This window comes from Millisia brevis NBRC 105863, assembly GCF_001552615.1.
GTDB lineage: Bacteria > Actinomycetota > Actinomycetes > Mycobacteriales > Mycobacteriaceae > Millisia > Millisia brevis.
This window is the reverse complement of sequence record NZ_BCRN01000021.1, coordinates 39,977-64,889: the sequence shown is the minus strand read 5'-3', so window position 1 is coordinate 64,889 and position 24,913 is coordinate 39,977. Positions and strand designations below refer to the sequence as shown.

General features: G+C 68.3%; 25 protein-coding genes, 1 tRNA gene and 1 pseudogene. 11 read left to right on the top strand and 16 right to left on the bottom strand.

What is annotated here, in order from left to right:
* From MB1_RS26135 to MB1_RS22285, 4 genes and pseudogenes are all read left to right on the top strand, one after another.
* Window positions 1-1,170: pseudogene (locus tag MB1_RS26135) on the top strand (hypothetical protein); the annotation flags it as partial.
* The gene (locus tag MB1_RS22290) at window positions 1,170-1,598 is read left to right on the top strand and encodes a roadblock/LC7 domain-containing protein (RefSeq protein WP_066912832.1); all 429 of its coding nucleotides are present in this window, start codon (window positions 1,170-1,172) and stop codon (window positions 1,596-1,598) included. The pseudogene MB1_RS26135 and the gene MB1_RS22290, both read left to right, overlap by 1 nt.
* Before the next feature lie 40 nt (window positions 1,599-1,638).
* The gene (locus MB1_RS25345; RefSeq protein ID WP_084352441.1) at window positions 1,639-2,013 is read left to right on the top strand and encodes a DUF742 domain-containing protein; all 375 of its coding nucleotides are present in this window, start codon (window positions 1,639-1,641) and stop codon (window positions 2,011-2,013) included.
* Window positions 1,994-2,572: a GTP-binding protein gene (locus MB1_RS22285; RefSeq protein ID WP_066912830.1), complete on the top strand. Its 579-nt coding sequence runs from the start codon at window positions 1,994-1,996 to the stop codon at window positions 2,570-2,572. The genes MB1_RS25345 and MB1_RS22285 overlap by 20 nt, the downstream gene beginning before the upstream one ends.
* 59 nt (window positions 2,573-2,631) lie before the next feature.
* Here MB1_RS22285 and MB1_RS22280 read toward each other — a convergent pair whose 3' ends face one another.
* From MB1_RS22280 to MB1_RS22250, 7 genes are all read right to left on the bottom strand, one after another.
* Window positions 2,632-3,507 (bottom strand): universal stress protein, encoded by an 876-nt coding sequence (locus MB1_RS22280; RefSeq protein ID WP_066912828.1) that lies wholly within the window; start codon window positions 3,505-3,507, stop codon window positions 2,632-2,634.
* Window positions 3,504-5,006, bottom strand: a complete 1,503-nt coding sequence (locus MB1_RS22275; RefSeq protein WP_066912826.1) for an APC family permease — start codon at window positions 5,004-5,006, stop codon at window positions 3,504-3,506. Before MB1_RS22275 ends, MB1_RS22280 begins: the two co-directional genes overlap by 4 nt.
* 231 nt (window positions 5,007-5,237) lie before the next feature.
* Window positions 5,238-5,510 (bottom strand): ferredoxin, encoded by a 273-nt coding sequence (locus MB1_RS22270; protein WP_245650314.1) that lies wholly within the window; start codon window positions 5,508-5,510, stop codon window positions 5,238-5,240.
* On the bottom strand, window positions 5,507-6,601 hold the full coding sequence (locus tag MB1_RS22265) for an NADH-ubiquinone oxidoreductase-F iron-sulfur binding region domain-containing protein (RefSeq protein WP_084352455.1): 1,095 nt from the start codon (window positions 6,599-6,601) through the stop codon (window positions 5,507-5,509). The genes MB1_RS22270 and MB1_RS22265 overlap by 4 nt, the downstream gene beginning before the upstream one ends.
* Window positions 6,598-7,164 (bottom strand): ferric reductase-like transmembrane domain-containing protein, encoded by a 567-nt coding sequence (locus MB1_RS22260; protein WP_066912824.1) that lies wholly within the window; start codon window positions 7,162-7,164, stop codon window positions 6,598-6,600. Before MB1_RS22260 ends, MB1_RS22265 begins: the two co-directional genes overlap by 4 nt.
* A complete protein-coding gene (locus tag MB1_RS22255) occupies window positions 7,157-8,149 on the bottom strand; it encodes an FAD:protein FMN transferase (RefSeq protein ID WP_245650313.1) in 993 nt (330 codons plus the stop codon). Before MB1_RS22255 ends, MB1_RS22260 begins: the two co-directional genes overlap by 8 nt.
* Entirely contained in the window at window positions 8,146-8,451 is a 306-nt protein-coding gene (locus MB1_RS22250) for a hypothetical protein (RefSeq protein WP_066912822.1), read from the bottom strand. Before MB1_RS22250 ends, MB1_RS22255 begins: the two co-directional genes overlap by 4 nt.
* 199 nt (window positions 8,452-8,650) lie before the next feature.
* On the opposite strand from MB1_RS22250, the gene MB1_RS22245 reads away from it, so the two are divergent.
* Complete coding sequence (locus MB1_RS22245) at window positions 8,651-9,367, top strand: TNT domain-containing protein (RefSeq protein WP_084352439.1); 717 nt, start codon at window positions 8,651-8,653, stop codon at window positions 9,365-9,367.
* Window positions 9,357-9,824: an Imm63 family immunity protein gene (locus tag MB1_RS22240; RefSeq protein WP_066912820.1), complete on the top strand. Its 468-nt coding sequence runs from the start codon at window positions 9,357-9,359 to the stop codon at window positions 9,822-9,824. Before MB1_RS22245 ends, MB1_RS22240 begins: the two co-directional genes overlap by 11 nt.
* A gap of 53 nt (window positions 9,825-9,877) precedes the next feature.
* On the opposite strand, the gene MB1_RS22235 is transcribed toward MB1_RS22240, so the two are convergent.
* Window positions 9,878-10,543 (bottom strand): SDR family NAD(P)-dependent oxidoreductase, encoded by a 666-nt coding sequence (locus tag MB1_RS22235; RefSeq protein WP_066912818.1) that lies wholly within the window; start codon window positions 10,541-10,543, stop codon window positions 9,878-9,880.
* Window positions 10,544-10,808: 265 nt separating this feature from the next.
* On the opposite strand from MB1_RS22235, the gene MB1_RS22230 reads away from it, so the two are divergent.
* Window positions 10,809-11,636: an SDR family oxidoreductase gene (locus MB1_RS22230; protein ID WP_066912816.1), complete on the top strand. Its 828-nt coding sequence runs from the start codon at window positions 10,809-10,811 to the stop codon at window positions 11,634-11,636.
* Window positions 11,637-11,945: 309 nt separating this feature from the next.
* On the opposite strand, the gene MB1_RS22225 is transcribed toward MB1_RS22230, so the two are convergent.
* Entirely contained in the window at window positions 11,946-12,503 is a 558-nt protein-coding gene (locus MB1_RS22225; RefSeq protein WP_245650312.1) for a MarR family winged helix-turn-helix transcriptional regulator, read from the bottom strand.
* Between the two features lie 305 nt (window positions 12,504-12,808).
* Between MB1_RS22225 and MB1_RS22220 the strand changes: the two genes are divergently transcribed.
* Window positions 12,809-13,180, top strand: coding sequence for a DoxX family protein (locus MB1_RS22220; protein ID WP_066912812.1), 372 nt, complete (start codon window positions 12,809-12,811; stop codon window positions 13,178-13,180).
* 89 nt (window positions 13,181-13,269) lie between these two features.
* On the opposite strand, the gene MB1_RS22215 is transcribed toward MB1_RS22220, so the two are convergent.
* Window positions 13,270-13,346, bottom strand: a tRNA-Leu gene (locus MB1_RS22215).
* Between the two features lie 147 nt (window positions 13,347-13,493).
* Between MB1_RS22215 and MB1_RS22210 the strand changes: the two genes are divergently transcribed.
* Window positions 13,494-14,111, top strand: coding sequence for an ANTAR domain-containing response regulator (locus MB1_RS22210; protein ID WP_066912810.1), 618 nt, complete (start codon window positions 13,494-13,496; stop codon window positions 14,109-14,111).
* Window positions 14,112-14,329: 218 nt separating this feature from the next.
* On the top strand, window positions 14,330-15,664 hold the full coding sequence (locus MB1_RS22205) for an ABC transporter substrate-binding protein (RefSeq protein ID WP_066912808.1): 1,335 nt from the start codon (window positions 14,330-14,332) through the stop codon (window positions 15,662-15,664).
* Between the two features lie 222 nt (window positions 15,665-15,886).
* Here the strand turns inward: MB1_RS22205 and MB1_RS22200 are convergent, their stop codons facing one another.
* The 4 genes from MB1_RS22200 to MB1_RS22185 are packed head-to-tail and all read right to left on the bottom strand — an operon-like array spanning window position 15,887 to window position 20,132.
* Window positions 15,887-16,720 carry an ABC transporter ATP-binding protein gene (locus tag MB1_RS22200; RefSeq protein WP_066912806.1) on the bottom strand — a complete coding sequence of 278 codons (834 nt, stop codon included), beginning with the start codon at window positions 16,718-16,720 and terminating at the stop codon, window positions 15,887-15,889.
* Window positions 16,717-17,823, bottom strand: coding sequence for an ABC transporter ATP-binding protein (locus tag MB1_RS22195; RefSeq protein WP_084352437.1), 1,107 nt, complete (start codon window positions 17,821-17,823; stop codon window positions 16,717-16,719). The genes MB1_RS22200 and MB1_RS22195 overlap by 4 nt, the downstream gene beginning before the upstream one ends.
* Window positions 17,816-18,805 carry a branched-chain amino acid ABC transporter permease gene (locus tag MB1_RS22190; protein ID WP_066912804.1) on the bottom strand — a complete coding sequence of 330 codons (990 nt, stop codon included), beginning with the start codon at window positions 18,803-18,805 and terminating at the stop codon, window positions 17,816-17,818. The genes MB1_RS22195 and MB1_RS22190 overlap by 8 nt, the downstream gene beginning before the upstream one ends.
* Before the next feature lies 1 nt (window position 18,806).
* Window positions 18,807-20,132: a branched-chain amino acid ABC transporter permease gene (locus MB1_RS22185; protein WP_066912848.1), complete on the bottom strand. Its 1,326-nt coding sequence runs from the start codon at window positions 20,130-20,132 to the stop codon at window positions 18,807-18,809.
* Window positions 20,133-20,490: 358 nt separating this feature from the next.
* Here MB1_RS22185 and polA point away from each other — a divergent pair, with 358 nt between their 5' ends.
* Window positions 20,491-23,220, top strand: coding sequence for a DNA polymerase I (polA, locus tag MB1_RS22180; protein WP_066912802.1), 2,730 nt, complete (start codon window positions 20,491-20,493; stop codon window positions 23,218-23,220).
* 79 nt (window positions 23,221-23,299) lie between these two features.
* Here polA and trxA read toward each other — a convergent pair whose 3' ends face one another.
* Window positions 23,300-23,689: a thioredoxin gene (trxA, locus tag MB1_RS22175; protein ID WP_066912800.1), complete on the bottom strand. Its 390-nt coding sequence runs from the start codon at window positions 23,687-23,689 to the stop codon at window positions 23,300-23,302.
* A gap of 153 nt (window positions 23,690-23,842) precedes the next feature.
* Window positions 23,843-24,847, bottom strand: coding sequence for a Gfo/Idh/MocA family protein (locus MB1_RS22170; protein ID WP_066912798.1), 1,005 nt, complete (start codon window positions 24,845-24,847; stop codon window positions 23,843-23,845).
* Between the last annotated feature and the right edge of the window lie 66 nt (window positions 24,848-24,913).

Here is a 24,913-nt window from a genome sequence, read left to right as displayed (position 1 = left end):
CTGCCGACCCGCCAGCCCGCCCGCAACCGGGCCGACGGCCCGCCGGCCGCGCCCGGTCTGCCGCAGCGCCGGCCGAGCCGGGCCACGTCCGACGGCGATACGGGGATCCTGCCCGCGGTCGAGCAGCCCTGGACCGGTGGACTGCCGCAGCGTCGACCCGCCGAAACGGCGCCGGTCGCCGATCACTCGGACGATCCGTCGGGGTCGGCGAACGGTGATCGTCGGGCCACCCCGTCGAATACCTCGGCCTTCTTCGGGGCTCGCCACCAGCGGCGCGCCGATACCGAGGGCGACGAGCAGACCGACGATCGCAGTCCCGCGACCGGATCGCAGCCGGCCGTAGCCTCCTACGCCTCGCAGCCCGCGACCGCCGAGGATCCCACCGCCGGCCGCGCGCCCGGCGCCGACGCGTCGCCGAACAAGCCCGGCGGACCGGCCTCGGCCGACTCGCTGTTCAGCGATCCGTACTCGGTCGAGTGGATGCCCAGCGATTCGATCCAGCTGCGGCCCCGGCCGCGTCGGGGAGTGCTGGCCTCGCGGTTGCGGGCCAACTCCGCGACCCCGGCGGGCGCCGCACGCCCCGCCGCGGATGCGGATGCGGCCGACGTCGCCGATGCCCAGCCCGCTGCGTCGGATCGAACGGATGCGGCCCGCCGGCCCGCCGGTGCGGCGACCGAGGCTGCCGCCGATACGGCCGCCGAGTCGTGGTCGGCACGACGTCGCCGCGTCGGCGGCGCGGACGGCGACTCGCCGCGCCGGCACGCGAAGGCCGGCGACGGGGTTGCACACGGCCGTGCCGCCCAGCGCGTCGGGCAGAACCAGGATCCGACCGTCGACACGCCGATCTTCTCGCGGCTCAGCTCGGACTGGCTCAACGATCCGGCAGAGGACCTGGCACGGTCGAGCCGGACCTGGTCGACCGCTGCGGACTCGGGGTGGTCCGCGGCCGAAGAAGCGTTCACCGCAACGGTGCACGAGCACTCGAGGACGGGGCTTCCGGTGCGAGATCCGGGTCGACGTCTCATCCCCGGTTCCGCTGATACCAGCGCGCCGGCCGGATCGAGACGCGATCCCGAGACGGTGCGCTCGACGATCAGTAACCATCTCGAAGGCGTACGCAACGCCCGGTCGCGTATCGACCGTGGACGACACAGATTGGACAAGGACTGATGACCGGCCCCGCATCGACCACCACCCGACCGCTCGATTGGCTGGTCGCCAACTTCGCCCGGGATACCGCGGGCGTCACGCACGCCGTGCTGGTTTCCGCCGACGGCCTGCTGATGGCCATGAGCGCCCACATCCCGGTCGACCGGGCCGAACAGCTCGCCGCGGTCGCGTCCGGCCTGTCTAGCTTGTCGACGGGTGCGGCCCGACTGTTCGACGGTGGCACCGTGCTGCAGTCGGTGGTCGAGATGGAGCGCGGCTACCTGCTGTTGATGAGCGTCGGCGACGGTTCGCATCTCGCCGCCCTGACCACGACCGACGGGGACATCGGTCAGGTGGGATACGAGATGGCGATGCTGGTCGAGCGGGTCGGATCGACCGTCGCGGCCGGCCCACGCAAGGGCGAGTCCGTCCGTCCGTCGTCATACTGATCATCGATCGCAGGAGTTCGAGATCAACGAAGGACAGTCGATGAGCGAGGACGAACTGGTGTCGGGTCCACCAGCGCCCAGCCGGGTGCGGCCCTATACCCTCACGTCCGGTCGGACGGATACCGGTGTCGACCTGCCCATTGAAGCGTCGATCAGGACCACGAATCCGGGGGCGGATATCGGGTTGCCGGCGCACGATTTACGGAGTCGCATCGTGGTGATGTGCGAGTCCGGGCCATCGGTGGCAGAGATTTCGGCACGACTCAGCGTGCCTTTGGGGGTCGCTCGCGTGTTGGTCGGGGATCTCATTGCCGGTGGGCACCTACGAGTTCTCAGGACTCTGGGTGACCGCACCAGCAACTCCGAACGACGAGAATTGATCGGAAGGACCCTCAGTGGACTACGTGCCCTCTGACACATCGACCGCCGCCTCGACGAAGATCGTCATCGCGGGCGGGTTCGGAGTCGGCAAGACAACATTTGTCGGGGCGGTATCGGAGATCGTGCCGCTGCGGACCGAGGCGTTGATCACCGACGTATCGGTCGGCGTCGACGACCTGCAGCCGGGAACGACCAAGGACACCACCACGGTGGCGATGGACTTCGGTCGCATCACCCTCGGCGGTGACCTGGTGCTCTACCTCTTCGGCACCCCCGGACAGCGCCGCTTCTGGTTCATGTGGGACGACCTGGTGCGCGGCGCGATCGGCGCCGTCGTGATCGTCGACACCCGGCACCTCGACGACAGCTTCGCGGCGGTCGACTACTTCGAGGCGCACGGGGTTCCGTTCGTGATCGCGGTCAACGAGTTCGACCAGGCGCCGGTCTACCCGCTCGAGGAGATCCGCGCCGCCCTGGCCGTGCCCGGCGATGTGCCGATCTTCTCGATCGACGCGCGCAAGCGGCAGTCCGCCAAGGAAGCGCTGATCACGATCACCGAGTACGCCCTCGATCGGGTGCCCTCCGCGCCCTGATTCTCCACACGACACCCCGATCCCCGACCGCATCGTCGGGGATCGGGGGTGGAGGAAGGTCACTGCCGGGGCAGCAGGATCACCGGCACCGGCGCCTGGCGCACGATGCGGGTGGCGCTCGACCCGAGGAAGACCTGCGCGATCGGCCCGTGCTCGCTCGACCCGACCATCAACAGGTCGTCGGGGTTCCAGTCGAAGGCATCGACCGTCGGGGCCCACCCCTCCCCGATGATCAGCGCGGGCGACAGGACCGGGACACCCTCCTTGGCGAGCAGTTCACCGATGGTCCGCTGGGTCCGCTCGACCTGCTCGCGCCAATAGGGGAAGACGTCCTGCCCGGCGAACCGGCCGACGGCGGACGAGTCGCGCGATGCGAAGGTGACCACGCGCACCGGCGCCGACAGTTGTTCGGCCCAGTCGGCGGCCGGACCGGCCAGGGCGATGTCGCGGTGGGTCGGATAGACCGCGAGCAGCAGCCGGGAGACCGGGGCGCGTTGTTCGCGGTAGCCGCGCGGGGCGACCGCCACGGGGGTGCCGGCGCTGTGCACCAGCCGGTCGCCGGCGCTGCCGAAGGAGATGCGGCCGATCGGTCCGTGGTTCGACGAGCCGATCACGACCATCCGCGCGCCGACGGCTTCGCTCTCCTCCGCGAGCACCCGCGGGACCGAACGGCCGGTGCGCACGACCGACGTGATCGACAGGTCGCCCCCGAGTCGAAGGATCGCGCTGTCGAGCGCTTCGGCCGCTCCGGCGCGCAGTTCGCGCCGCCAGTCGTCGTCGACGCCGGAGAAGTCGCGGACCGCGGGGGACTCCCACGCGTCGTGGACCACACAGCACAGCACGATGTCCTCACCGGTAAGGCGGGCGAGCCGGCCGGCCAGGTCGAGGCCCGATGCGCTGGGCATATCCGGGCCGAATCCCACCAGGATCGTCATGTCGCCGGCCCTTCGGCGGGCGCGCCCTCGGCGGCGGACGGCTCGAGGCGGGAATGCCGACGGCTGTAGCCGAAGTAGACCACCAGGCCGAGCAGCAGCCACACCAGGAAGCGCAGCCAGGTCTCCACCGCGAGGCTCGCCATCAGCGCCAGGCAGGACGCCGTCGACAGGATCGGGACCAGGGGGACCAGCGGCACCTTGAACGGGCGCGGCATGTCGGGGTCGGTGCGGCGCAGCACGATCACCGCGATCGAGACCACCACGAACGCGAACAGCGTTCCGATGCTGACCATTTCGGCCAGCACCGAGATCGGCACGAAGCCCGCGAGCAGGGCGACGACCACGACGGTCGTCGAGGTCATCAGCACCGGGGTCCCCCAGGTGGGGTGCACCCGCCGGAAGATCTCCGGCAGCAGTCCGTCCCGGCCGAGGGCGAAGCCGATCCGACCCATCGCGACGATGTCGACCAGGATCACCGAGGTCAGCCCGGCGACCGCCGCGATGCCGATCAGGATGCCGGCCCATTGCAGACCCACCTGGTGGAAGACGTCGGCGACCGCATCGCCCTCGGACAGATTCCGGTAGTTGACCATGCCGGTGATGACGATGCAGACGCCGAGGTAGAGCGCGGTACAGATGCCCAGGGTGCCCAGCAGGCCCAGCGGCATATCGCGGGCGGGGTTGCGGGTCTCCTCACCGAGATTGGCGACCGCCTCGAATCCGGAATAGGCGAAGAAGACCACCGCCGCCGCGAACAGGACGCCGGCGATCCCGAAGCTGGTCGGGGTGACGCCGGAGAGGAACTGCCACAGCGGGGCCCGCAGACCGGCGTCGCCACCCTCGGCCGGTTGCGCCGGCGGGATGAACGGCACCAGGTTGGACGTCTTGACGTAGAAGGCGCCGACCGCGATCACGAAGATGCACACCAGCACCTTGATGACCACCAGACCGTTTGTCACCCAAGCGGATTCGCGGATGCCGCGGATGGCGACGATGCCGAGCAGCACCGTGATGAAGATGGCCCCGAGGTTGACGGTCGAATGCGACTCGCCGAACCACTGCTGCGGCAGATTGAACACGCCGGCGATGTAGCCGGACCAACCCCGCGCCACAACCGCTGCGCCCAGGGCAAATTCGAGGATCAGATCCCACGCGATGATCCAGGCGAAGAGCTCGCCGATCGTCGTATAGGCGTAGGTATAGGAACTGCCGGCGGTGGGTACCGCCGAGGCGAGTTCGGCGTAACAGAGGGCGGCCAGCAGGGCGACGATGCCGGCGACGAGGAAGGAGAGCACCACCGCGGGGCCGGCGCTGTTCTTCGCCTCGATGCCGGTGAGGGTGAAGATGCCGGTGCCGATGACGATGCCGATCCCGAAGCCGATCAGATCGCGTGCTCGGAGTGATTTGGACAGTTGACCGGCGCCGTGGACGTCGTCGTCCTGGTGGATGACCGTTTCGACGCTCTTGCGGCGCAGCACACTGTGTGGTGAACGAGCCATTCTTCTCGCCTCCCGCCGGCGGGGCCCCGGTCGCGTGGCGTTGTGCGCGACGGTCGTGGGCCGCGAATCGAATACTCCGGTGACAGCACAGCACACCGGTCGATCGGTGGACGACTATTGCGAGAAGTGGACCGAGAGATACGAATACAGATATTTGTCACCATTGTCCGGTACCGGCCGGTAGGCGACCGACCGCTCCGGCGGCGGTGGGCCCGCGGGCGGGGCGGCGGGTCAGCGTCGGTGCAGGGCGCGCGCGGGGCAGAGCCGAATGGCGTCGTCGGTCGTCCGCCGATCCGGATGCGCGTCGACGATGATCGGGTAGCCCCATTCGTCCGAGACGACGGCCGGCGCGAGCAGGTGAGCGCAGACCCCGCGGCCGGTACAGGCGACCCGGTCGACCACCAATCCCTCGCCGCGCCGTCCGATCGGTGCGGGGGAGTTGCGGTCGGGGATGTGGTCGCGGGCGTGGGTGTCGTCGCGGTCTGGGCGTCGGGCGGTGGTCATCGGACGACCTCGTGTCGGTGGGCGGGCAGGGCGAGGTCGTCGCCGACGTCGGGGCCGAGCGATGCCCCGAAGGTGCGCAGCGCGGAGCGCAGGAACGACGCGACCCCGTCGGGGTGGCGGCAGGCGCCTCGGCCGGGCAGCACCCCGAGTCGACGGGAGAAGCGTTCCCGCACCGCGCGATCCGCGTTCCCGTCGAGGATCGTCGTCAGATCGTCGACCACCGCGGGCAGCCCGAACATGCACGGGCCGCATTGGCCCGCGGACTCGCCCGCCGCGTAGGTGACGGTGTCGAGGACCAGCCGCCAGGGATCGGTGCGGCCGTCGAGGACCCGCACCGAGGCGCTGCCGATCCCGACGCCGTACGGGGCGAGGGCATGGGACGACCACGGCAGGTCGATCGCCTCCTGCGCGGTGAGGAAACCGCCGGACAGGCCGTTGAACCACAGGACGCTCGGTCGCGCGGTGGTTCCCCCGGCGATACGGATCAGCTCGATGATCGGGATACCGGCCGCGACCTCGTGGACACCGGGGCGCTGGACCGACCCGCCGATGGTGATCAGTCGCGGTCCGGGCTCGGTCACGGTCCCGCACCCGCGGAACCAGCCGGGTCCGAATCGGGTGATCTGGGCGGCGCGCCAGACGGTTTCGGCGTTGAGGACCACGGTCGGCGGGATCGTCGTGCCGTCCGCGCGGTGGGCACCTGTGGCGGTGGGGGCGAAGCGCATCAGCGGTCGCGCCGTACCTCCGGCGGCCAGGGATGCCAGCGCCGAGGCCTCCGAGGACACGTACCGGTTCGGGACCACCAGCGTCGGCACCGCGGCCGCGGACAGGACGCGCAGCGTGTCCGAACCGCGGTGGGCGGCGACGCGGAACCGATCGCCCGCGATCAGGCGGGCGCCGTCGATCAGTTCCGGCAGGTGGTTGCGGACGATCCAGCCGTCCTTCTCGGCGCCGACTTCGCCGTCGCAGGCGTTGACGATCAGTTCGGCTCCGTGGTCGCGGGCCAGGCGCAGCTTCCGGTCGGTCGGGAAGCCGGCGCCGCCGCGACCGGTGAGCCCCGCCGACCTCAGCAGTTCGATCAGGTCGGTCACGACCACTCCTCGGCCGCGACGAGGGCGCGCCGGCGGGCATCGTGATCGACCGAGACGAACCGCAGGACGGTTGCCGCGGCCATCACGACGGCGCAGGTGATCGAGATGGCCGGCAGCATCGGCTGATCGCTGCTCGCCATGACCAGCGCGTGGATGGCCGCAAACGCCGCCATCGCGTAGGCGCCCCAGTGCACGGTGCGCCACCACCGCTCCGGGATGCGGTGACGCAGCAGCGAGGTGACGATGATCGCGGCGACGACGTCGAGCGCCAGCGTGCCGAAGGCGACACCGACCGGTGAGTATCCGGAGGCGAACGGCAGGAAGACCGCGGGCCAGGAGATGTCGACATAGCTGTCCGCGACCGCGGTCAGCACGTGGATCGCCAGGAAGATCAGGCTGCCCAGAGCCAGGCTGCGGTGCACCGCGACGATCAGCACCGTGCTCGATGACCGGGGGCGATGTCGGCCGGCGGTCAGCGTCCCGAGGACGACGACCCCGGTGAACAGCACCAGGGTCACCACCCCGGCCGCCCGCGAGAGGTACCACATCCAGGAGTCACTCATCGTGCTCGTCGGCCCGTTCGGGCCACCCCTCCACCCGGATCTCGTAGCCCTCCGGCTCGGAATCGGCGGCATCGTCGATCGCGGCGGGCGCGGTGACCAGCAGCGCGGCGATCCGTCGGCGCTCGAGCCAATGGATCGCGTCGTCGCCCAAAATGATCGCCGCGGTCGACGCCGCGTTGGCCTCCAGGGCGGACGGCGCCGCGCAGCTGACCTGCCCCCAGATCTCGGCCGCGGGTGCGCCGGTGCGCGGATCGATGATGTGGTGTGCGGTCGCATCGGCCCGCGCCCACCGGCGGCGTTGGACCGAGGAGGTGCAGACGGCCAGATCGCCGTGCACGCACAGCGTCTGCCGACGGGTATCCGATCGGTCGGCCACCCCGATCCGCCAGCCGCCCGTCGGTGACCCGCCGCGACAGCTGATGTCGCCGCCGAGATCGACGAGGAATCCGGCCCCGAACCGATCGACCAATAGATCGGCCAGGACATCCGCGGTGCGTGCCTTCGCGGACGCACCGAGATCCAGCGCGGTCCCGGGAGCCAGTTCGACGGTGCGGGTCTCGCGGTCGAGACTCCAGCGTCCGGGCAGCGTCAGCGGAGCGCCGAGGGGAAGCGTGGTCGGGTCGCGGCGCAGGACCTCGTCGAGGTCGCGGTCGTATCCCCAGGCGATCAGGGCGGCGCCGATCGCCGGCGTCACCAGACCGCCGGTCAGCCGCTCGGTGGTCTCGGCCGCCTCCAGGCAGTCCCAGAGGACATCGGAGACGACCGGCCACCGGATCGCGGCGTCGGCGGCAACCGCATTGAGCATGCCCAGTTCCGAGGTCGCCCGGAAGCGCGACGCCACCTCGTCGAGTTCGCGAAGCGCGTCGGCGACGATCCGCCGGGCCGGCTCGAGCGCGGCGGGATCGGTGGTCGCCACCCGCACCCGGGTGCCGATCGCCGTCATGTCGACGCTGTGGACCGGGCGGCCGGCCACCGCGGCGGTCACGACGCCCTCGTGGTCGCGTCGGCGGACGACGATCCGGCGTCGCTGAGCGAGCCGAACCGACCGTATGTGGTCGCGGTCGATCCGCTCGTGTCCGAGGTACCGGTGCCGCCGGTCATGGAGGACGTCGTGTCGTAGGTGTAGTCGACGACGGACGTCGCGCCGGCCTGTGTGGAGGCGTCGGCGGTCTCCAGCGTGACGTAGAGGACGCCGGTGGTGATGGCGCCCGCCGACAGCAACCCGACCGTGAGGTAGCGGGCGCGGGCAAGGAGGGGGTGAATGCTCCGTTGGGGCGGATTCGGCATGACTTCAGGATTGGTCCGTTCCCCGGGAGGAACCCGGGGGTACTTCGGGAGGATCCTGACGTTCCCGCGCCCGCACGGACCCGGAACTGCTTGGATTCGACTCCACTTCGGGTCTGGTCTACCTGAGAGGAATGTGAGAATATGCACGCGAACTCCTCGGTGAAACCCATCCCGGCACCACGACCCCGAAGGTGACGACATGACCGGTACCCATCCGATCCGCGACCGTGGACGATCCAGATTCCTCGCGGCGCTCCTGGCGTTGCTGTTCGCTCTGGCCCTGACGACGGTTGGCGCCGGCACCGCCGCGGCACAACCCGATATCGGTTCGGGCTCCGCGGCGCTCGGCCTGCACGGATGCTCCGCGGAATTCGAGGACGGTGACCGCCGGCTCGGCCCGGAAACGTTGTCGAATACCTTCCCGGTCGGTCCGCAACTGGTCGGATACGACCGCACCGGGGGTCTGTCGACCGAGGAGTTCCTCGATCGTTATTGGGATCCGGCCGCCGGTCCGTCCGGTTCCTGGATCTACCCGCCCGCCGACGGCTACGTCACCGATGGGGCGGGTGAGCCGATCCGTGAGGTGATCACCGTGTCGGCGGGTGCCACTCTCGACCGGTACGGAAGCGAATTCGGCACCTTCCTGGCTCCCTCCGGCGCCGGCTATGCCGAGCGATCGATCCCGCCGTCGAACCTGGTCGGAACACCGCCGGAGCCGTGCAACTACCACGCCTATCTCGTCGTGCGGCCCTTCGACCTCTACGCCGGCACCATCGCGCCCTGGTTCGGGCAGCCCGGCGGCGGCACCCAGTACCAGCTCGACCCGGCCCTCGTGCCCGGCGTGACCGGCACCTTGAACGTCCAGTGGCTGCTGACCGCCGGATACCTGGTGCGGGTCTATCCGGATGTCGGATAGTGAATCGGCCGGCGGCCGGCGGGGGCGTTCCGACCGCAGCGACGCGATGAGCGGCGCCGCCGGCGAAATCGTGGCGTCCGTCCGTGCCGCTCTCGGCGGAGCCGCGACCGACCCGCCGGCCTCGGCGCCGACCGACGATGCCACGCCGTTCGTCGCCGACGGTGCCGACGGTCTGCTGCATCTGACCGTCACCGAACGGGGCAAGACTCTCGACGACTACGCGACCGACGACGTCGCGGACTTCACCTACCGGGTCGCGGTGGTGATGTCCGACGCGATCGCCGGCCGACAGGTGGCGCTGCGTCGTCCCGAGGACCGCCGGGAACTGTGGGCCGAGCAGTACGACCTGCTCACGCGGCTCGGCGGCGGTGTCGCCGATCGGTGGCTGGGGGAGTTGCGTCGGACCCTGGTGTCCGCCGGCCGCTCCGAGGATCTGCTGCTGCTGCCGCAGCGCTGACGAGCGGAGCGGACCGGCGGCCGCCGACCTCCGCTGTACCGGACGAGTGGACCTCAGCCGCCGGTGACGATGTGTTCGGCCTGGTCGCGGTCGGTATAGAGCTGCCAGTGGTGCTTGGCGACCTCGTCGGGGTGGGCGTGGGGATAGTCGAGGGTCTCGGTGGTGATGGCTGCGGCGACGACGACGCTCGCGGACTGGATACCCTTGTCGCCGAGCGTGTTGTGGAGGTTCTTGGCCCAGTTGCGCAGCGCGGCCTGCGGGGGATTGAGGGTGGCCAGCATCGCCATCGGCTCGACCGAACCGATACCCATGGTGAACAGCAGAGTTCCGGAGCCTCGTTCGAGCATGCTCGGCAGCACCTCGTGCACTGCGGTCACCGCCCCGTATAGCTGCACGTCCATGTGGGCGCGCAGGGCCTCTACGGTCACATCGGCGGGTGCGACCCTGTCCAGGCCGGCATGTGGAGAGAACGACAGAACGTCGATCGGTCCGAAGCGCTCGGCGGCTTCGCGAATGGCTAACGCGAGAGAGTCGTGGTCGGCGATATCCACCTGGAAACCGGCGGCCTTGATCCCCTGATCGCTCAACTCGGTGACGAGCTCATCGAGCCCATTCTGGCGGCGGGAGAACAGGGCGACGTCGAAGCCGTTGCTGCCGAACAGCTTGGCGATCGACAAGCCGAGGCCGCGACCGGCTCCGACGATGGCGATGGTGGGCATATGTACGTCCTTATCCGAGGGGTGCGCGATGTCGACGCGCGTATTGCACGCAGCCGCTACGGGTGCAGCGGGCGGAGTGGATATGCATGCGGCCGGGCGCGCGCCATGCGGAGACATGCCGCAACATTGACTTCATGCATGAAGTAATATTAGGTCGACTCGACCCGAATCGGCAAGCTACTGCACTTCAATCGTGAAGTAATCGTCGTCGAGTCCGCGTCACCACCGCACCGAACGATCGATCACATCCGGAGGCTGTAATCCCATGAACAAGGACGTTCTCGTTGTCATCGGTACCGGCGGCATGGGTGAGGCGATCGCCCGCCGATCCGGGCCGGGACGCACCGTGCTGCTGGCAGACTTCAATGAGGAACTTCTGGCCCGCCTGTCCGAGTCGCTGGGCGCGGACGGCTACCACGTCGAGACGCATCCCGTGGACGTCTCGTCCGTGACCTCCATGGGCTCGCTGACCGAGCGAGCCGCCTCGCTCGGTCCGATCGCCGCCGCCGTCCACACCGCAGGCCTCTCGCCGGCTCAGGCGGCTGTGGATGCGATCCTTCGCGTCGACCTCCTCGGCGTGGCGAACTTCCTCGATGCGTTCGCGGCGGTGATCGCCTCCGGTGGCTCCGGGGTCGTGATCGCCAGCATGGCCGGCACGTTGTCCGCGGGTCGTCTGCCGCCGGAACTGGAGGCGGCCCTGGCGGCTACACCGACCGACGAACTGCTTTCCCTGCCGTTCCTCCAGCAACTGCCCGATCCCGGCGCTGCCTACGGAATCGCGAAACGCGCCAATCAACTTCGGGTGCAAGCGGCGAGTATGCAATGGGGTGGCCGGGGTGCGCGCGTCAACAGCATCAGCCCCGGCGTCATCGCCACCCCGATGGGCCAACAGGAACTCGCGGGCGATTCCGGTGCGCAGATGCGTGCGATGGTCGACGTTTCGGCCACCGGACGGCTCGGAACCCCCGGTGACATCGCCGCCGCGGTCGCATTCCTGACCGGCCCGGAAGCGACCTTCATCTCGGGTGCCGACCTGCTCGTCGACGGCGGCGCGGTCGCCGGAACTCGACATGCCGCTGCCGGCTCTGTTTAGGGCCATCCGCACGCAGGAAGAGTTTTCGGCCCAACCGACAGGGTGACGGGTGGGCTACCTCGGTCGGCGGTAGATCCGGCCCGGGCGATGTTGGTGGCAATACCGCTTGTGCGGCGGTCACCGCTCCGTTCAGCAGGCTCTCGATCCGGGGCGCAGGGGTGTCCGCAGTGACCTCGCCGGCATTGGTGAACCCGAAGCTCACCGACGGTGAGAACTCCCGCACGTCGATGGCGCCGAGGTCGGTTGCCGCGGCTTCCGGGCCGGCGGTGACCTGTTCGGGGTTGGACGTCGAGAATTCAGGGGGCGCGGCTAGCTCGCGGCCGGACGGGTCGGCAAGCTGGGGATGCGGCCTTGGGCGCAGGCGCCCGTGGGGTCGATCGTTGTGAGGATGCGCCGGGCGATTTCGCCGGCCTGCCGCCTCTGGGCCTTGGTCAGCGGTTCCATCACCGACCGGCGGACCTCGTCGGTGTAGACGGGGGCACCATCGAGAGCCTTGCGGGCACCGTCCTCGGTCAGGGTCGAGAGCGTGTACCGCCCGTCCGCCGGGTCGGGGTGACGGGTCACCCAGCCGCGAGATTCCAAACGGGTGACGACGTTGGACAGTCGCGACAGGGTGGAGGCGATCAGGTCCGCGAGCTCGCTCATCCGTAAGGTCTGCTCGGGCGCTCGGAACAGGGTCATCAGGACCAGGAACTCGAAATGGCTGAGCCCGGTGTCGCGCTGCATCCTGGCGTCGAGGGTTGCGGGGAGGCGTATCAGCAAGTAGGCGAACGCGTCCCAGGTGGCCTGCTCCTCGGAGTCGAGCCAGTCCCTATCACCCTCTTCGCCCACATGACCGATCCTAGCTTCACCGGTGAACTCGGCCACGACGCGTGCACCGCAGTGGCGGCATCGCTGCGCCCGGACCCGGTACGGCCCGTGGAAACTTCGGACGAGCCCGCCGCTTCACCTTCGCCGACATATGCACCTTCCCCGTCGATCACGGCCGATATCGGCCCTACTTGACTTCAATATTGAAGTTGTTGCCAACCGCGACCCGGGTCTCCCGACGAGCGGATTCGCCCCTGGCGAAACTTCATATGTGAAGTTACCTCAGCGGCGCCCTTCCGCTACTTTAGTTCATGCGTGAAGTGAATCGCTTCGTCTGCCACCCCTTGTAGAGAGGTACTGCATTGACCATCGTCACGTGGATCGCCACCGGATTACTCGCCCTGGTCTTCCTGACCTCCGGGGCGATGAAGCTCATCCGCACCAGCGAGCAGCTCGCCGAGTCCGGACTGAAGTGGACCGAGGACGTCGCGCCCGGCACGGTGAAGCTGATCGGAGGGGCAGAGGTCCTCGGCGCGCTCGGTGTCGTGGTCGGCGGACTCGTCGCCGCCCTGCAGTGGGCCGCGGTGGCCGCAGCGGGCGGCTTGGGGCTCGTGATGATCGGAGCGATCGCCGTTCATGCGCGTCGCAAGGAGACGAGCATGATCATCGTCAACGTTGCACTTCTTGCCGTTGCGATCCTGGCCGCCGTCGGATGGGCCATCGCCGGACGCTGATCGCCGCCTGATGCGCCGCCGATCCGGACCTGCCGGCGCGCGAATGTCCGCCGATCGCGGTCACGGCGGGCCGGCGGGTGCGGCAGCAGTGGTGCCCTCGGTGAGACTCGAACTCACACTGGACGGGTTTTGAATCCGTTTCCTCTGCCAATTGGGATACGAGGGCTCAGCGTGTCCGGATGGCGCACTCGGACCGCGTAGTGGAACCTACTGTAGAAGATCGGGGAAGTAGGGTCGCAGTGCGGGGTGGTCGTGCAGGCCGGCCCGCGTGTCGCCCAAGGTGAGGCATCGAGTTCGAAGGAGAACCGCAACGATGACCGAGACAACGGTGCCGGACGAGGCTCGCACGAAGCGGCGCGTTGTGGTGGCGGAAGACGAATCGCTGATTCGTCTGGATCTCGCGGAGATGCTGCGCGAGGAGGGCTACGAGGTCGTCGGTGAGGCGAGCGACGGCCAGGGAGCCGTCGACCTCACCAGTGAGCTGAAGCCGGACCTGGTGATCATGGACATCAAGATGCCCGGCCGCGACGGGATCGACGCCGCCTCGGAGATCGCCGCCGCCCGCCTGGCGCCGGTGGTCATCCTGACCGCCTTCGGTCAGCGCGAGCTGGTGGAGAAGGCCCGCGACGCCGGCGCGATGGCGTATCTGGTCAAGCCGTTCACCAAGACGGACCTGATTCCGGCTGTCGAGGTCGCCGCGAGCCGCTTCGCGGAGATCCGCGCGCTCGAGGAGCAGGTCGGTGATCTCGAGGAGCGGCTTGCGACGCGCAAGCTGATCGAGCGGGCCAAGGGGCTGCTGATGAAGTCGCAGTCGCTCTCGGAACCCGATGCCTTCCGGTGGATTCAGCGTGCCGCGATGGATCGCCGGACCACGATGAAGGCGGTCGCCGAGGTCATCATCGAGACGCTCGGCGAGCCCGCTCCGAAGTAGCCGTCGACGCGTGGCCGACGCCCCGCCGAGGTCGATGGGTGCTCGACATCACCGACCTTCGGAGTGGGGCGCTACGGCCGTGTTAACACTTTCGACCCAAAGGTCACAGTCGGATCACGACGGTCCTTCGGCCGAACGGCAATCGGCCCCGAGCGTTACGGTGCTCTTCAGTCGTGGGCCTTCACCGGGAGGTCCACAACGATTCGAGGAGACTATTGATGGCAAGACGGACGCTTGTCCGCACCGCGGCCGTCGTGGGCGCCGCGGCTTTGGCGTTGGCCGCCTGTTCGTCCGGCGATAGCAGCACCGGAAGCGACACCACCACAAGTGCCTCCGGCGCCGCCGACTCCACCGAGGTGTCGACGGACTGCACTCCGGAGGAGGCCACCGCGGGTGCCACCCCGGTCACCACCCCGCTGTCGATCGGCACCCTGCTGCCGTCCACGGGCAGCCTCGCGTTCCTCGGCCCGCCGATGGCGGCCGGTGTGCAGCTCGCCGTGAATGAGGTCAACGACGCCGGTGGCGTGCTCGACGCCCCGGTCAACCTGATCACCGGCGACTCCGGCGATACCACCACCGACACGGCCAACGCCACCGTCGACCGTGAACTCGCAGAAGGTGTTTCGGCGATCATCGGTGCCGCGTCCTCCGCGGTCTCCCTGCAGGTGATCGACAAGATCGCCAGTGCGGGCGTCGTGATGTTCTCGCCGGCCAATACGTCGGATCAGTTCGTCTGCTACCCGGACAAGGGTATGTACTTCCGCACGGCGCCGACCGACACCCTGCAGGCGCAGGCGCTCGCGCAGCTGATCTCCGAGGATGGCGCACAGCGCGTTTCCGTTCTCGCGCTGAACGATCCGTACGGCACCGGCCTCGCCGGCAATACGATCTCCGACCTCGAGGCGGCCGGTATTCCGTCCGATCAGCTCCAGCAGATCATCTACGACCCCAACGCGCAGTCGTTCAACGCCGAGATCGACCAGGTCCAGGAGTTCGCTCCGGATGCGGTGGTGGTCATCGGATTCGAGGAGACCTCGCGCATCATCAACCGCATGAACGAGGTCGGCATCGGGCCGACCAGCGGAATGCCGGTGTACGGTACCGACGGCAACATGGGTAACGCTCTCGGTGAGGCGGTTCCGCCGGGCGCGCTGGCCGGCATGAAGGGCACCACCCCGCTGACCGAACTCAGTGGCGACTTCGAGGCCCGACTGCGCACGGTCGACCCGAGCCTGGTCGACGTCAACTACGCCGGTGAGTCGTACGACGCGGTCGTCATCACCGCACTGGCCGCCGTTCAGGCCGGTTCCACCGCTGGTGTCGACATCGCCGCGAATATCAACTCGGTGACCGAGGGTGGCACCAAGTGCACCAGCTTCGCCGAGTGCGCTCCGCTCGCCGCGGCGGGTGAGGACATCGACTACGACGGTGTCACCGGTGAACTGTCGTTCTCCGCTGCCGGTGAGCCCTCGGTGGCCTCGTACGGCAGCCTGGAGTTCGACGCGAACAACCAGCTGCAGACCAACGGCTTCATCATCGTTGGCGGCCAGTGATACTCGTCGCCTGACGAGCGAATAGGTACCTGCACGAAGGAAAGAGCCATCTCGACGGAGCAGATCCGTCGGGGTGGCTCTTTCCCTTTTCCCCGGCCCGCTGTCCGCCTCGAGAGCCGGTCGACTACCCGAGGGTGGGGAGAGGCGGGAGCGTCCTGCAGGGGGCACACGAAAGGGCCGGAACCCCATGCGGGTTCCGGCCCTTTCGGCTGTGCGTTGTCGCTACTTGCTCTCTCGGCTGCCCGCCAGGGTTCCGAGGTAGAGCTCGATCACCTTCGGGTCGTTCATCAGATTGCGGCCGGTGTCGGTGTAGGCGTTGGTGCCCTGATCGAGAACGTATCCGCGGTCGCAGATCTGCAGGCAGCGACGGGCATTCTGCTCGACCATGATGATCGAGACGCCGGTGCCGTTGATCTGCTTGCAGCGGATGAAGACCTCGTCCTGGAACATCGGTGACAGACCGGCCGACGGCTCGTCGAGCAGCAGCACCGACGGCTCCATCATCAGTGCGCGCCCCATCGCGACCATCTGGCGCTCACCGCCGGACAGTGCCCCCGCCTTGATCTTTCGGCGTTCGCCGAGCAGGGGGAAGAGGTCGGCGACCGCGTCGAATCGCTCCGCGAACTTCTTGGGCCGCAGATAGATGCCCATCTCGAGGTTCTCTTCGATCGTCAACGCCTGAAAGACGTTCTGCGTCTGCGGAACATAGCCGACGCCCTTGGTCACCAGCACGTGCGCCAGGGCCGAGGTGATGTTGTCGCCGCGCAGGGTCACCGCTCCGTGCCGGACCGGAATCAGGCCGAACAGCGTCTTGAGCAAGGTCGACTTGCCGGCGCCGTTCGGTCCGATGATGCCGACGATCTCGCCGTCGTTGAGATAGAAGTTGCAGTGCTTGAGGATGTCGACACCCGGCAGGTAGCCGGCGATCAGATCGTCCGCACGCATCAGCGCGTTCTGTGCCAACCGGTTGTGTTCCTCCGGGGTGGCGGCCAATTCCGCCGGGGTGAGGCCAGCCGCCGGCTTGGTCAGTTGCGGGGCATCGGTCGGTTCGGTCATCGCTGTTCTCCGGATCCCTCGGTGGCGGTATCGGATGCCTCGCCGGTCGACGGGGTCGCCGGGGTGACGGTGACATCCGGTTCGGCGAGATCGCCACCGGTGTCGAGCACCTTCGCCTCCGCCTCCTCGATGGCCTCGGCGAGGTCGGCCGTCGCTCCGACGGGATTGCCGTCGGCGTCGAATTCGAGCGCCTGATCGTGATGGCTGCCGAGATAGGCATCGACGACGGCGGTATTCGATCCGAGATCCTCCGGCGCCGACTCGGCGATCACCGAGCCCTGCGCCATCACGACCACCCAGTCGCTGATGTCGCGGATGACGTCCATGTCGTGCTCGACGAAGACGACCGTCATGCCCTCGTCGCGCAGCGATTTGATGTGGCCGAGCAGGCTCTGCGTCAGAGCCGGGTTCACGCCGGCCATCGGCTCGTCGAGCATGACCACCGCCGGATCGGTCATCAACGCGCGCGCCATCTCGAGCAGCTTGCGTTGACCGCCGGACAGCGAGCCGGCGAGATCGTCCTTCTTCGCGTCGAGCTTGAACCGGGCGAGCACCTCGAGCGCCCGCTCGGTGATCTCCTTCTCCTGCGCCTTCCAGGTCCAGGGCATCAGGCTGAAGAGCATGTGTTCGCCGCGCTGCCCGGTGGCCCCGAGTTTGACGTTGTCCAGCACGGTGAGCTTGGACAGCGCCTTGGTCAGCTGGAAGGTCCGCACGACGCCCTTGCGGGCGACCTGGTGCGGATGCAGCTTGCCCATCTCGACACCGTCGAAGGTCCAGTTGCCGGTGTCGGGGGTGTCGAAGCCGGTCAACAGGTTGAACAGTGTCGTCTTGCCGGCGCCGTTCGGTCCGATCAGACCGGTGATACAGCCGCGCTGGATCTCGAGATGATCGACGTCGACGGCTTTGAGACCGCCGAAGGTTCGCGAGATGCCGTCGACGATCATCGCCGGGTCGGGCTTGGAGACGCCGGGCGTCGAGCCGATACCCGCGAACAGCGTCGCCCGCTCCTCGGCCGACAGGGCTCGGCGGCCGGAGGGGTCCGGCAGGGCATGCCTGCCGCCCCCGGTCGAGGCGGGGGCCGGGGTCTTCGCCATGTCAGGCATTGAGCTGAACCTCTCGCTTGTTGCCGAGAATTCCCTGGGGTCTGAAGACCATCATCGCCGCGATGAGCAGTCCGAGCAGGACGTAGCGCGTCGCACCGACCTGCTGGTCGGTCAGCGGGATCAGCGGGTTGTCGCCGGAGGCGGCCTGCCGCAGCAGGGTGTCCGGGATCGACAGCAGGAACCAGAACAGCATCGCGCCGAGGACCGGACCGAAAACCGTCGCCGCACCACCGAGGATCAGCGCACCGAACGCGAAGAAGGTCTGCGCGGTCGAGAAGAAGTCCGGGTTGAGCGAGCGGGTGTTCAGGGCGGTGAAGACACCGCCGAGACCACCGATCACACCGCCGAGCACCAGCGCCTGGATCTTGTAGATGAAGACGTTCTTGCCGAGCGAGCGCGCGGCGTCCTCGTCCTCGCGGACCGCCTTGAGCACGCGGCCCCAGGGGGAGTGGGTCAGCAGGTAGACGAAGCCGCAGAGCAGCAGCACCAACGTCCAGCCGACCAGCATGAACCACAGGTCGTTGCCGCCGAACTTCAGGCCGAGCAGCGAGTACTGCTTACCGGCGTCGAAGGGGCTCAGGTCCGCGAACGACTGGCCGAAGCCGTAGAGACCGCGGGTCGATCCGGTGACCTCGGAGGAGGCCGTGGACCGGAAGACCAATCTGAGCACTTCCGATGCCGCGATCGTCGCGATGGCGAGATAGTCGGCGCGCAGTCGCAGCGTCGGGATACCGAGCACCAGGGCGAGCAATCCGGCGGCCGCCAGGCCGACCAGCACACCGAGCCAGAGGGGCTGCTGGTAGGTGACGGTCATGATGCCGACGCCGTAGCCGCCGAGCAGGGCGAAGCCGATCTGGCCGAAGTTCAGCAGGCCGGCGTAACCGAAGTGCAGATTCAGGCCGATCGCGAGCAGGGCGTAGAAGACGGCTGCCGGACCGATCAGCTGCGCGAGTGAAATCTGCAGAGCAGAGACGATATCCATGTCAACCGATCCTTTGCCGCGAGCCGAGGATGCCCTGGGGACGCACGATGAGAATGATGATCAGGATCAGCAGGGCACTGACGTACTTGAGGTCGGGGTCGATCAGCATCGTCGACCACTGCACGAACAGGCCGACGATGATGCAGCCCAGCAGCGCTCCGTAGGCGGTACCTAGACCGCCGAGGGTGATGCCGGCGAACATCAGCAGCAGCAGCTTGAAGCCCATTTCCCATTGCACGCGACCGCCGAGTTCCGACAGCGCGAACAGCACGCCGCCGAGGGCGGCGAGAGCGCCGCCGAGCACCCAGACGAAGGTGACGATCCGTTCGACGTTGATACCGGACGAGGCGGCGAGGTCGCGGTTGTCCGCGACGGCGCGCATCGCCTTGCCGATGCGTGTCTTCTGCAGCATCAGCGCGACGGCGATCAGCACGATCGTGCTGATCACGATGCAGGCGATGTTGACATTGGTGATCGAGAACGGTCCCCAGTCGTGTTCGACCTGCCCCTGGTAATCGTTGAACGGATTCGACCGATCCGAGTAGAAGATGAGGATCAGGTAGCGCAGCGAGATACCGAGGCCGATCGATACGACCAATTGGGCGATCAAACCGGTTCGACGTTTTCGTAGCGGTCTCCAGACCCCGGCGTTGTACGCCCAGCCGAAGGCGCCGCCGACGATGATCGCGAGGATCGACGCCGGGATGAGGTGCAGGCCCATCTTGACGTTGAACATCCAGGCGATCACGGCACCGAAGGTGACCATCTCGCCGTGCGAGAAGTTCGTCAGGCCGGTGGTACCGAAGATCAGGCTGACGCCGACCGCGGTGATCGCGATGATCAGGCCGAAGCGCAGACCGTCGATCGTGGTGCGCACGAAGCGTTCCCACAGCGGCGTACCGATCGAGGTGCGGGCCTCACCGAACGAGAAAATGACGGTATTGGAGCGGCCGGCGACGATGTCGCGGTCGACGGTGCCCTGGACGGATGTGCCGTCCGGCAACGAGGATTCGTCGATACCGAAGGTGTACGACCCCGGCGACACCTGCAGCTGCCAGCGACCGTCGGCGTCGCTGGTGGTCTCGGCGGCGACGGTTCCGGAGCCGTCGGTGGCGGTGACGGTCGCGTCCGGGACGGGCGTACCGGAGTTCATCAGGCGGCCGCTGACGGGCACGGCGTCGGCGGGTACATCCGCGGGCGCGGACTCGGCCGGCGCTTCGACGGCCGGCGTGGTCGGTTCGACCGGATCCTGCGCGAAGGCGGTTCCGGCGAGGCCGAGGACGGAGAAGAACAACAGAATCAGCAGAGTGGCCACGCGGACGGGCAGGCGGGTGAGCCGTCCCGTCGTACGCGGTCGCGCGCCGGGGACCGGCCGTTGCCGGGGGTATACGGGCACTCGAGTCTCCGTTGGCGAGGATATGGCGGCCGGTGGACCGGCGCGGTTTTCCGGTTTGGGACTCTAGACGCTTCGTGGTTGCGATTCCGGGCTCTGAGATTTCCCGTTTGTTTCCGTTCAGTTTCGTCTGGATGGGGGTGCAAATCGGGTCTCGAAATGGTTTCCGAACGGTGTCGAGTCCGCGTCGGGCCCGCGACGGTGGTCACAAACGGTGTGAGGAGTGGCGCGCTCCGGGCCCGGTTCGAGGCGGCGCGGGGACCTGTCGGAGGCTGTACCTAAACTGTTCGAGGTGAGTCCAGCCACCGCTTCCGCCAACGCCTCGACCACCTCGCCGTCGGACGATCGGCCGACGTTGATGTTGATCGACGGCCACTCGGTGGCCTACCGCGCCTTCTATGCCCTGCCGGCGGACAACTTCAAGACCACCAGTGGGCAGACCACCAACGCCGTCTACGGCTTCACGTCGATGCTGATCAATCTGCTGCGCGACGAGAGCCCGACCCACGTGGCCACCGCCTTCGACGTCTCGCGCGCGACCTTCCGCACCGAGGCATATCCGGAGTACAAGGCCAACAGGCTGCGCACCCCGGACGAGTTCGCCGGTCAGATCGACCTGATCAAGGACGTGCTCGGCGCGATGGGCATCCCGGTGATGGCCGAGGCGGGATACGAGGCGGACGACATCATCGCCACGATGGTCACCCGCGCCCTGCCGCTGGACTATCGGATCCTGGTGGTCACCGGCGACCGCGACTCGATCCAGTTGGTCAACGACGACGTCACCGTGCTGTACCCCCGCAAGGGCGTCTCCGATCTGACGCGGTTCACCCCGGAGCAGGTGCAGGAGAAGTACGGGCTCACTCCGACGCAGTATCCGGACTTCGCGGCCCTGCGCGGCGACCCGAGCGACAACCTGCCCGGCATCCCCGGGGTGGGGGAGAAGACCGCCGCCAAGTGGATCCGTGAGTACGGCACGCTCGAGAACCTGGTCGACAAGGTCGACACCGTTCGCGGCAAGGTCGGCGAATCGTTGCGGGCGAACCTGTCGTCGGTGGTGCTCAACCGGCAGTTGACCGAGATGGTGCGCGACCTGGCGTTGCCGTACACCCCGGATCAGCTCGAGCTCACCGGCTGGGATCGGGAGCGCATCCATCGGCTGTTCGATGATCTCGAGTTCCGGGTGCTGCGCGACCGGCTCTTCGAGACGCTCTCATCGGCGGAGCCGGAGGTCGACGCGGGCTTCGACGTACGCGGCGGGATCGCCGAACCGGGCACGATCGCGGCCTGGCTGGCCGCCCACGCCGGGCCGGGTGCTCGCAGCGGGCTGTCGGTGCAGGGCACCAAGGTCGTCTTCGGCGGCGACACCGATGCGATCGCCGTGGCCGCTCCCGACGGTGAGGGCACCTATGTCGACGTCACCACGCTGACCGAGCAGGACGAGGCGGCGCTGGCCGACTGGCTGGCGAACGAGGACGTGCCGAAGGCGGTACACGACGCGAAGTGGGCGATCCACGCCCTCGCCGGGCGCGGCTGGACCCTCGGCGGCGTCTCCAGCGATACCGCTCTCGCGGCCTATCTGGTGCGGCCCGGACAGCGCAGCTTCGCGCTCGACGATCTGTCGATCCGCTACCTCAAGCGCGAGCTGCGGGTCGAGGACGACGGCGCCCAGCAGCTGTCGCTGCTCGAGGCCGAGGATCAGGCCGAGACCGCGCGGGCCGAGGCGCAGATCGTCGCCGGTCGCGCGGTCGCCGATCTCGCGGACGTGCTCGACACCGAGCTGACCTCGATCGAATCGGCATCCCTGCTCACCGATATGGAGCTGCCGCTGCTGCGCGTCCTCGCGGGTGTCGAGTCCACCGGCATCGCGGTCGACACCGACCACCTCGAGGACCTGCAGAAGCGTTTCGCCGCCGGGGTGGCGCGCGCCTCCGAGGACGCGTACGCGGTGATCGGCAAGCAGATCAACCTCGGCTCACCGAAGCAGTTGCAGACGGTCCTGTTCGACGAGCTCGACATGCCGAAGACCAAGCGCACCAAGACCGGCTACACCACCGACGCCGACGCGCTGGCCGGCCTCTACGAGAAGACCGAGCACCCCTTCCTCAAGCATCTGCTCGAGCATCGGGACGCCACCCGGCTGAAGGTCACCGTCGACGGCCTGCTCAAGGCGGTCTCCGACGACGGCCGCATCCACACGACGTTCAACCAGACGATCGCGGCCACCGGCCGGCTGTCGTCCACGGATCCGAATCTGCAGAACATCCCGGTCAAGACCGAGGCCGGTCGCGAGATTCGTGAGGCCTTCGTGGTCGGCGACGGCTTCGAATCGCTGATGACCGCCGACTACAGCCAGATCGAGATGCGAATCATGGCGCACCTGTCGGGGGACGAGGGGCTGATCGAGGCCTTCAATACCGGCGAGGACCTGCACAACTTCGTCGCCGCCCGCGCCTTCGGCGTGCCGATCGAGGAGATCACCCCGGAACTGCGGCGCCGGGTCAAGGCGATGTCCTACGGCCTGGCCTACGGACTGAGCGCCTACGGCCTGTCGACGCAGCTCAAGATCTCCACCGACGAGGCGAAGGAACAGATGGAGGCGTACTTCGGCCGCTTCGGCGGGGTGCGCGACTATCTGCACCGGGTCGTCGAGGACGCCCGGAAGGTCGGCTACACCTCGACCCTGTTCGGTCGACGTCGGTACCTACCCGATCTGACCAGCGATAACCGGCAGCGTCGGGAGGTCGCCGAGCGGGCCGCGCTCAACGCGCCGATCCAGGGGACCGCGGCCGACATCATCAAGATGGCGATGATCGACGTCGACCGCGCCCTGCGGGAGGCCGGTCTGCGCTCCCGGATGCTGCTGCAGGTACACGACGAACTGGTCTTCGAGGTCGCCGAATCCGAGCGCGAGGAGCTGGAGGCTCTGGTGCGCGCGCAGATGGCCGCGCCGATCACGATGACCGTCCCGCTGGAGGTCTCGGTCGGTACCGGCCGCACCTGGGACGCCGCCGCCCACTGATACGCCGGCGCCCCCACAGACACCGGTGCCCGGTATCCCGCGAGGGGGTACCGGGCACCGGTGTCTGTCGAGAGGGGGATCAGACGGCGGGCTGATCCTGATCGTCGGTCGCGTTCTGCTCGGCGACCTTGGCGCGCACGTCCTCCATATCGAGGCCCTTGACCTGAACGATCAGGTCGTCGAGCGCGGCGGCCGGGAGGGCGCCGGGCTGGGCGAAGACCAGGATGCCCTCGCGGAAGGCCATGATCGTCGGGATCGACCGGATGTTCGCGGCCGCGGCGAGCGACTGCTCGGCCTCGGTGTCGATCTTGCCGTGCACCACATCGGGGTGCTTGTCCGACGACGCCTCGAAGGTCGGGGCGAACTGTCGGCACGGTCCGCACCACGACGCCCAGAAATCGACGAGGACGATGTCGTTGTCGGTGATCGTGTTGTCGAAGTTCTCGGCGGTCAGGGTCGTTGTGGCCATGTGATCGTTCACCTCGCGTGTTGTTTTCGGGCCGGGTACAGCCGGGGCCGTGACCGATCGGGCACGGCGCGCCTAGTGATGTCAACACGCGAGCGCCGCCCGATGTTCCCGGCCCCCCACTGCCGACGAGGGCACACCCGGGCGGCTCCCGATCTACGGGGCGATGGTGCCGATATCGCTCAGCGCTACCGGCTGGCCCTTGATTCGGGACTGCTCGCAGGCCTCGGCGATGCGGAACGCCGCCAGGGCGTCGCGCACGGTGCAGGGGCTGGGACGCGAACCGGCGACCACCTCGGTGAACGCGGTCAGCTCGCTGCGATAGGCCGGCTGGAAGCGCTCCATATAGGACCACTTCTGAGCGGTCGGCGAGACGGCTCCGGGCTCGGCCGACCGCACCGCCAGCGACTCGTCGTAGCCGACGCCGACGGTTCCCTCAGAACCCATCACCTCGGCCCGAACGTCGTGTCCGGCACCGTTGTAGCGGGTGGCGGAGACGATCGCGAGGGTGTCGTCGTCCAGGGTCAGCAGCGCGGCGGCGGTGTCGACGTCGCCGCCCTCGGCGAAGAAGTCCTCACCCTTGTTGGCGCCGAGGGCGTAGGCGTTGACCACCTCGCGGCCGGTCAGGAAGCGCAGGATGTCGAAGTCGTGCACATTGCAATCCCGGATCAGGCCGCCGCTGGTGGGGATATACGCAGCGGGCGGAGGGGACTGGTCGTTGGTGTTCAGCCGCACCGTGTGCAGGAAGCCGAGCTCGCCGCTGTCGATCGCCTGCTTCGCGGCGCGGTAGCCCTCGTCGAAGCGGCGCTGGAAGCCGACCTGCACCGGCGTGCCGCTCTCCTCGACCACCCGGACGACGTCGATCGTCTCCGCCAGCGACAGCGCGAGCGGCTTCTCGCAGAAGGTGGGCACCCCCGCCAGCGCCGACTGCCGCAGGATCTCGCCGTGACTGGCGGTCGCCGACGTGATCACCACCCCGTCGACGCGGCCGAGAAGGTCCTCGACGCTCTCGGCGGTCTCCCACCCGCGCTCGGTCGCCAGGCGGGCGGCGGCCTCGGGGAACGCGTCGGTGACCACCAGGGTCTCCACCTGGTCCAACTGAGCGAGCGTCGAGGCGTGGAATGTGCCGATTCGGCCGGCGCCGACCAATCCGATGCGCATGTGACTGGGTCCTCTCACCAACGGGTGCACCACGAACGGGATGTTTGTGTGTCGCACACCACGATG

What these genes read in the sequence shown, in the direction of transcription:
- MB1_RS22280 (WP_066912828.1), bottom strand. Translation starts at nt 3,507, where the DNA reads ATGACGATCCTGGTGGGATTCGGCCCGGATATGCCCAGCGCATCGGGC.
- MB1_RS22275 (WP_066912826.1), bottom strand. Translation starts at nt 5,006, where the DNA reads ATGGCTCGTTCACCACACAGTGTGCTGCGCCGCAAGAGCGTCGAAACG.
- MB1_RS22190 (WP_066912804.1), bottom strand. Translation starts at nt 18,805, where the DNA reads ATGGATATCGTCTCTGCTCTGCAGATTTCACTCGCGCAGCTGATCGGT.
- MB1_RS22270 (WP_245650314.1), bottom strand. Translation starts at nt 5,510, where the DNA reads ATGACCACCGCCCGACGCCCAGACCGCGACGACACCCACGCCCGCGAC.
- trxA (WP_066912800.1), bottom strand. Translation starts at nt 23,689, where the DNA reads ATGGCCACAACGACCCTGACCGCCGAGAACTTCGACAACACGATCACC.
- MB1_RS22205 (WP_066912808.1), top strand. Translation starts at nt 14,330, where the DNA reads ATGGCAAGACGGACGCTTGTCCGCACCGCGGCCGTCGTGGGCGCCGCG.
- MB1_RS22230 (WP_066912816.1), top strand. Translation starts at nt 10,809, where the DNA reads ATGAACAAGGACGTTCTCGTTGTCATCGGTACCGGCGGCATGGGTGAG.
- MB1_RS22250 (WP_066912822.1), bottom strand. Translation starts at nt 8,451, where the DNA reads ATGCCGAATCCGCCCCAACGGAGCATTCACCCCCTCCTTGCCCGCGCC.
- MB1_RS22260 (WP_066912824.1), bottom strand. Translation starts at nt 7,164, where the DNA reads ATGAGTGACTCCTGGATGTGGTACCTCTCGCGGGCGGCCGGGGTGGTG.
- MB1_RS22235 (WP_066912818.1), bottom strand. Translation starts at nt 10,543, where the DNA reads ATGCCCACCATCGCCATCGTCGGAGCCGGTCGCGGCCTCGGCTTGTCG.
- MB1_RS25345 (WP_084352441.1), top strand. Translation starts at nt 1,639, where the DNA reads ATGAGCGAGGACGAACTGGTGTCGGGTCCACCAGCGCCCAGCCGGGTG.
- MB1_RS22195 (WP_084352437.1), bottom strand. Translation starts at nt 17,823, where the DNA reads ATGCCTGACATGGCGAAGACCCCGGCCCCCGCCTCGACCGGGGGCGGC.
- MB1_RS22170 (WP_066912798.1), bottom strand. Translation starts at nt 24,847, where the DNA reads ATGCGCATCGGATTGGTCGGCGCCGGCCGAATCGGCACATTCCACGCC.
- MB1_RS22210 (WP_066912810.1), top strand. Translation starts at nt 13,494, where the DNA reads ATGACCGAGACAACGGTGCCGGACGAGGCTCGCACGAAGCGGCGCGTT.
- MB1_RS22245 (WP_084352439.1), top strand. Translation starts at nt 8,651, where the DNA reads ATGACCGGTACCCATCCGATCCGCGACCGTGGACGATCCAGATTCCTC.
- MB1_RS22240 (WP_066912820.1), top strand. Translation starts at nt 9,357, where the DNA reads ATGTCGGATAGTGAATCGGCCGGCGGCCGGCGGGGGCGTTCCGACCGC.
- MB1_RS22200 (WP_066912806.1), bottom strand. Translation starts at nt 16,720, where the DNA reads ATGACCGAACCGACCGATGCCCCGCAACTGACCAAGCCGGCGGCTGGC.
- MB1_RS22290 (WP_066912832.1), top strand. Translation starts at nt 1,170, where the DNA reads ATGACCGGCCCCGCATCGACCACCACCCGACCGCTCGATTGGCTGGTC.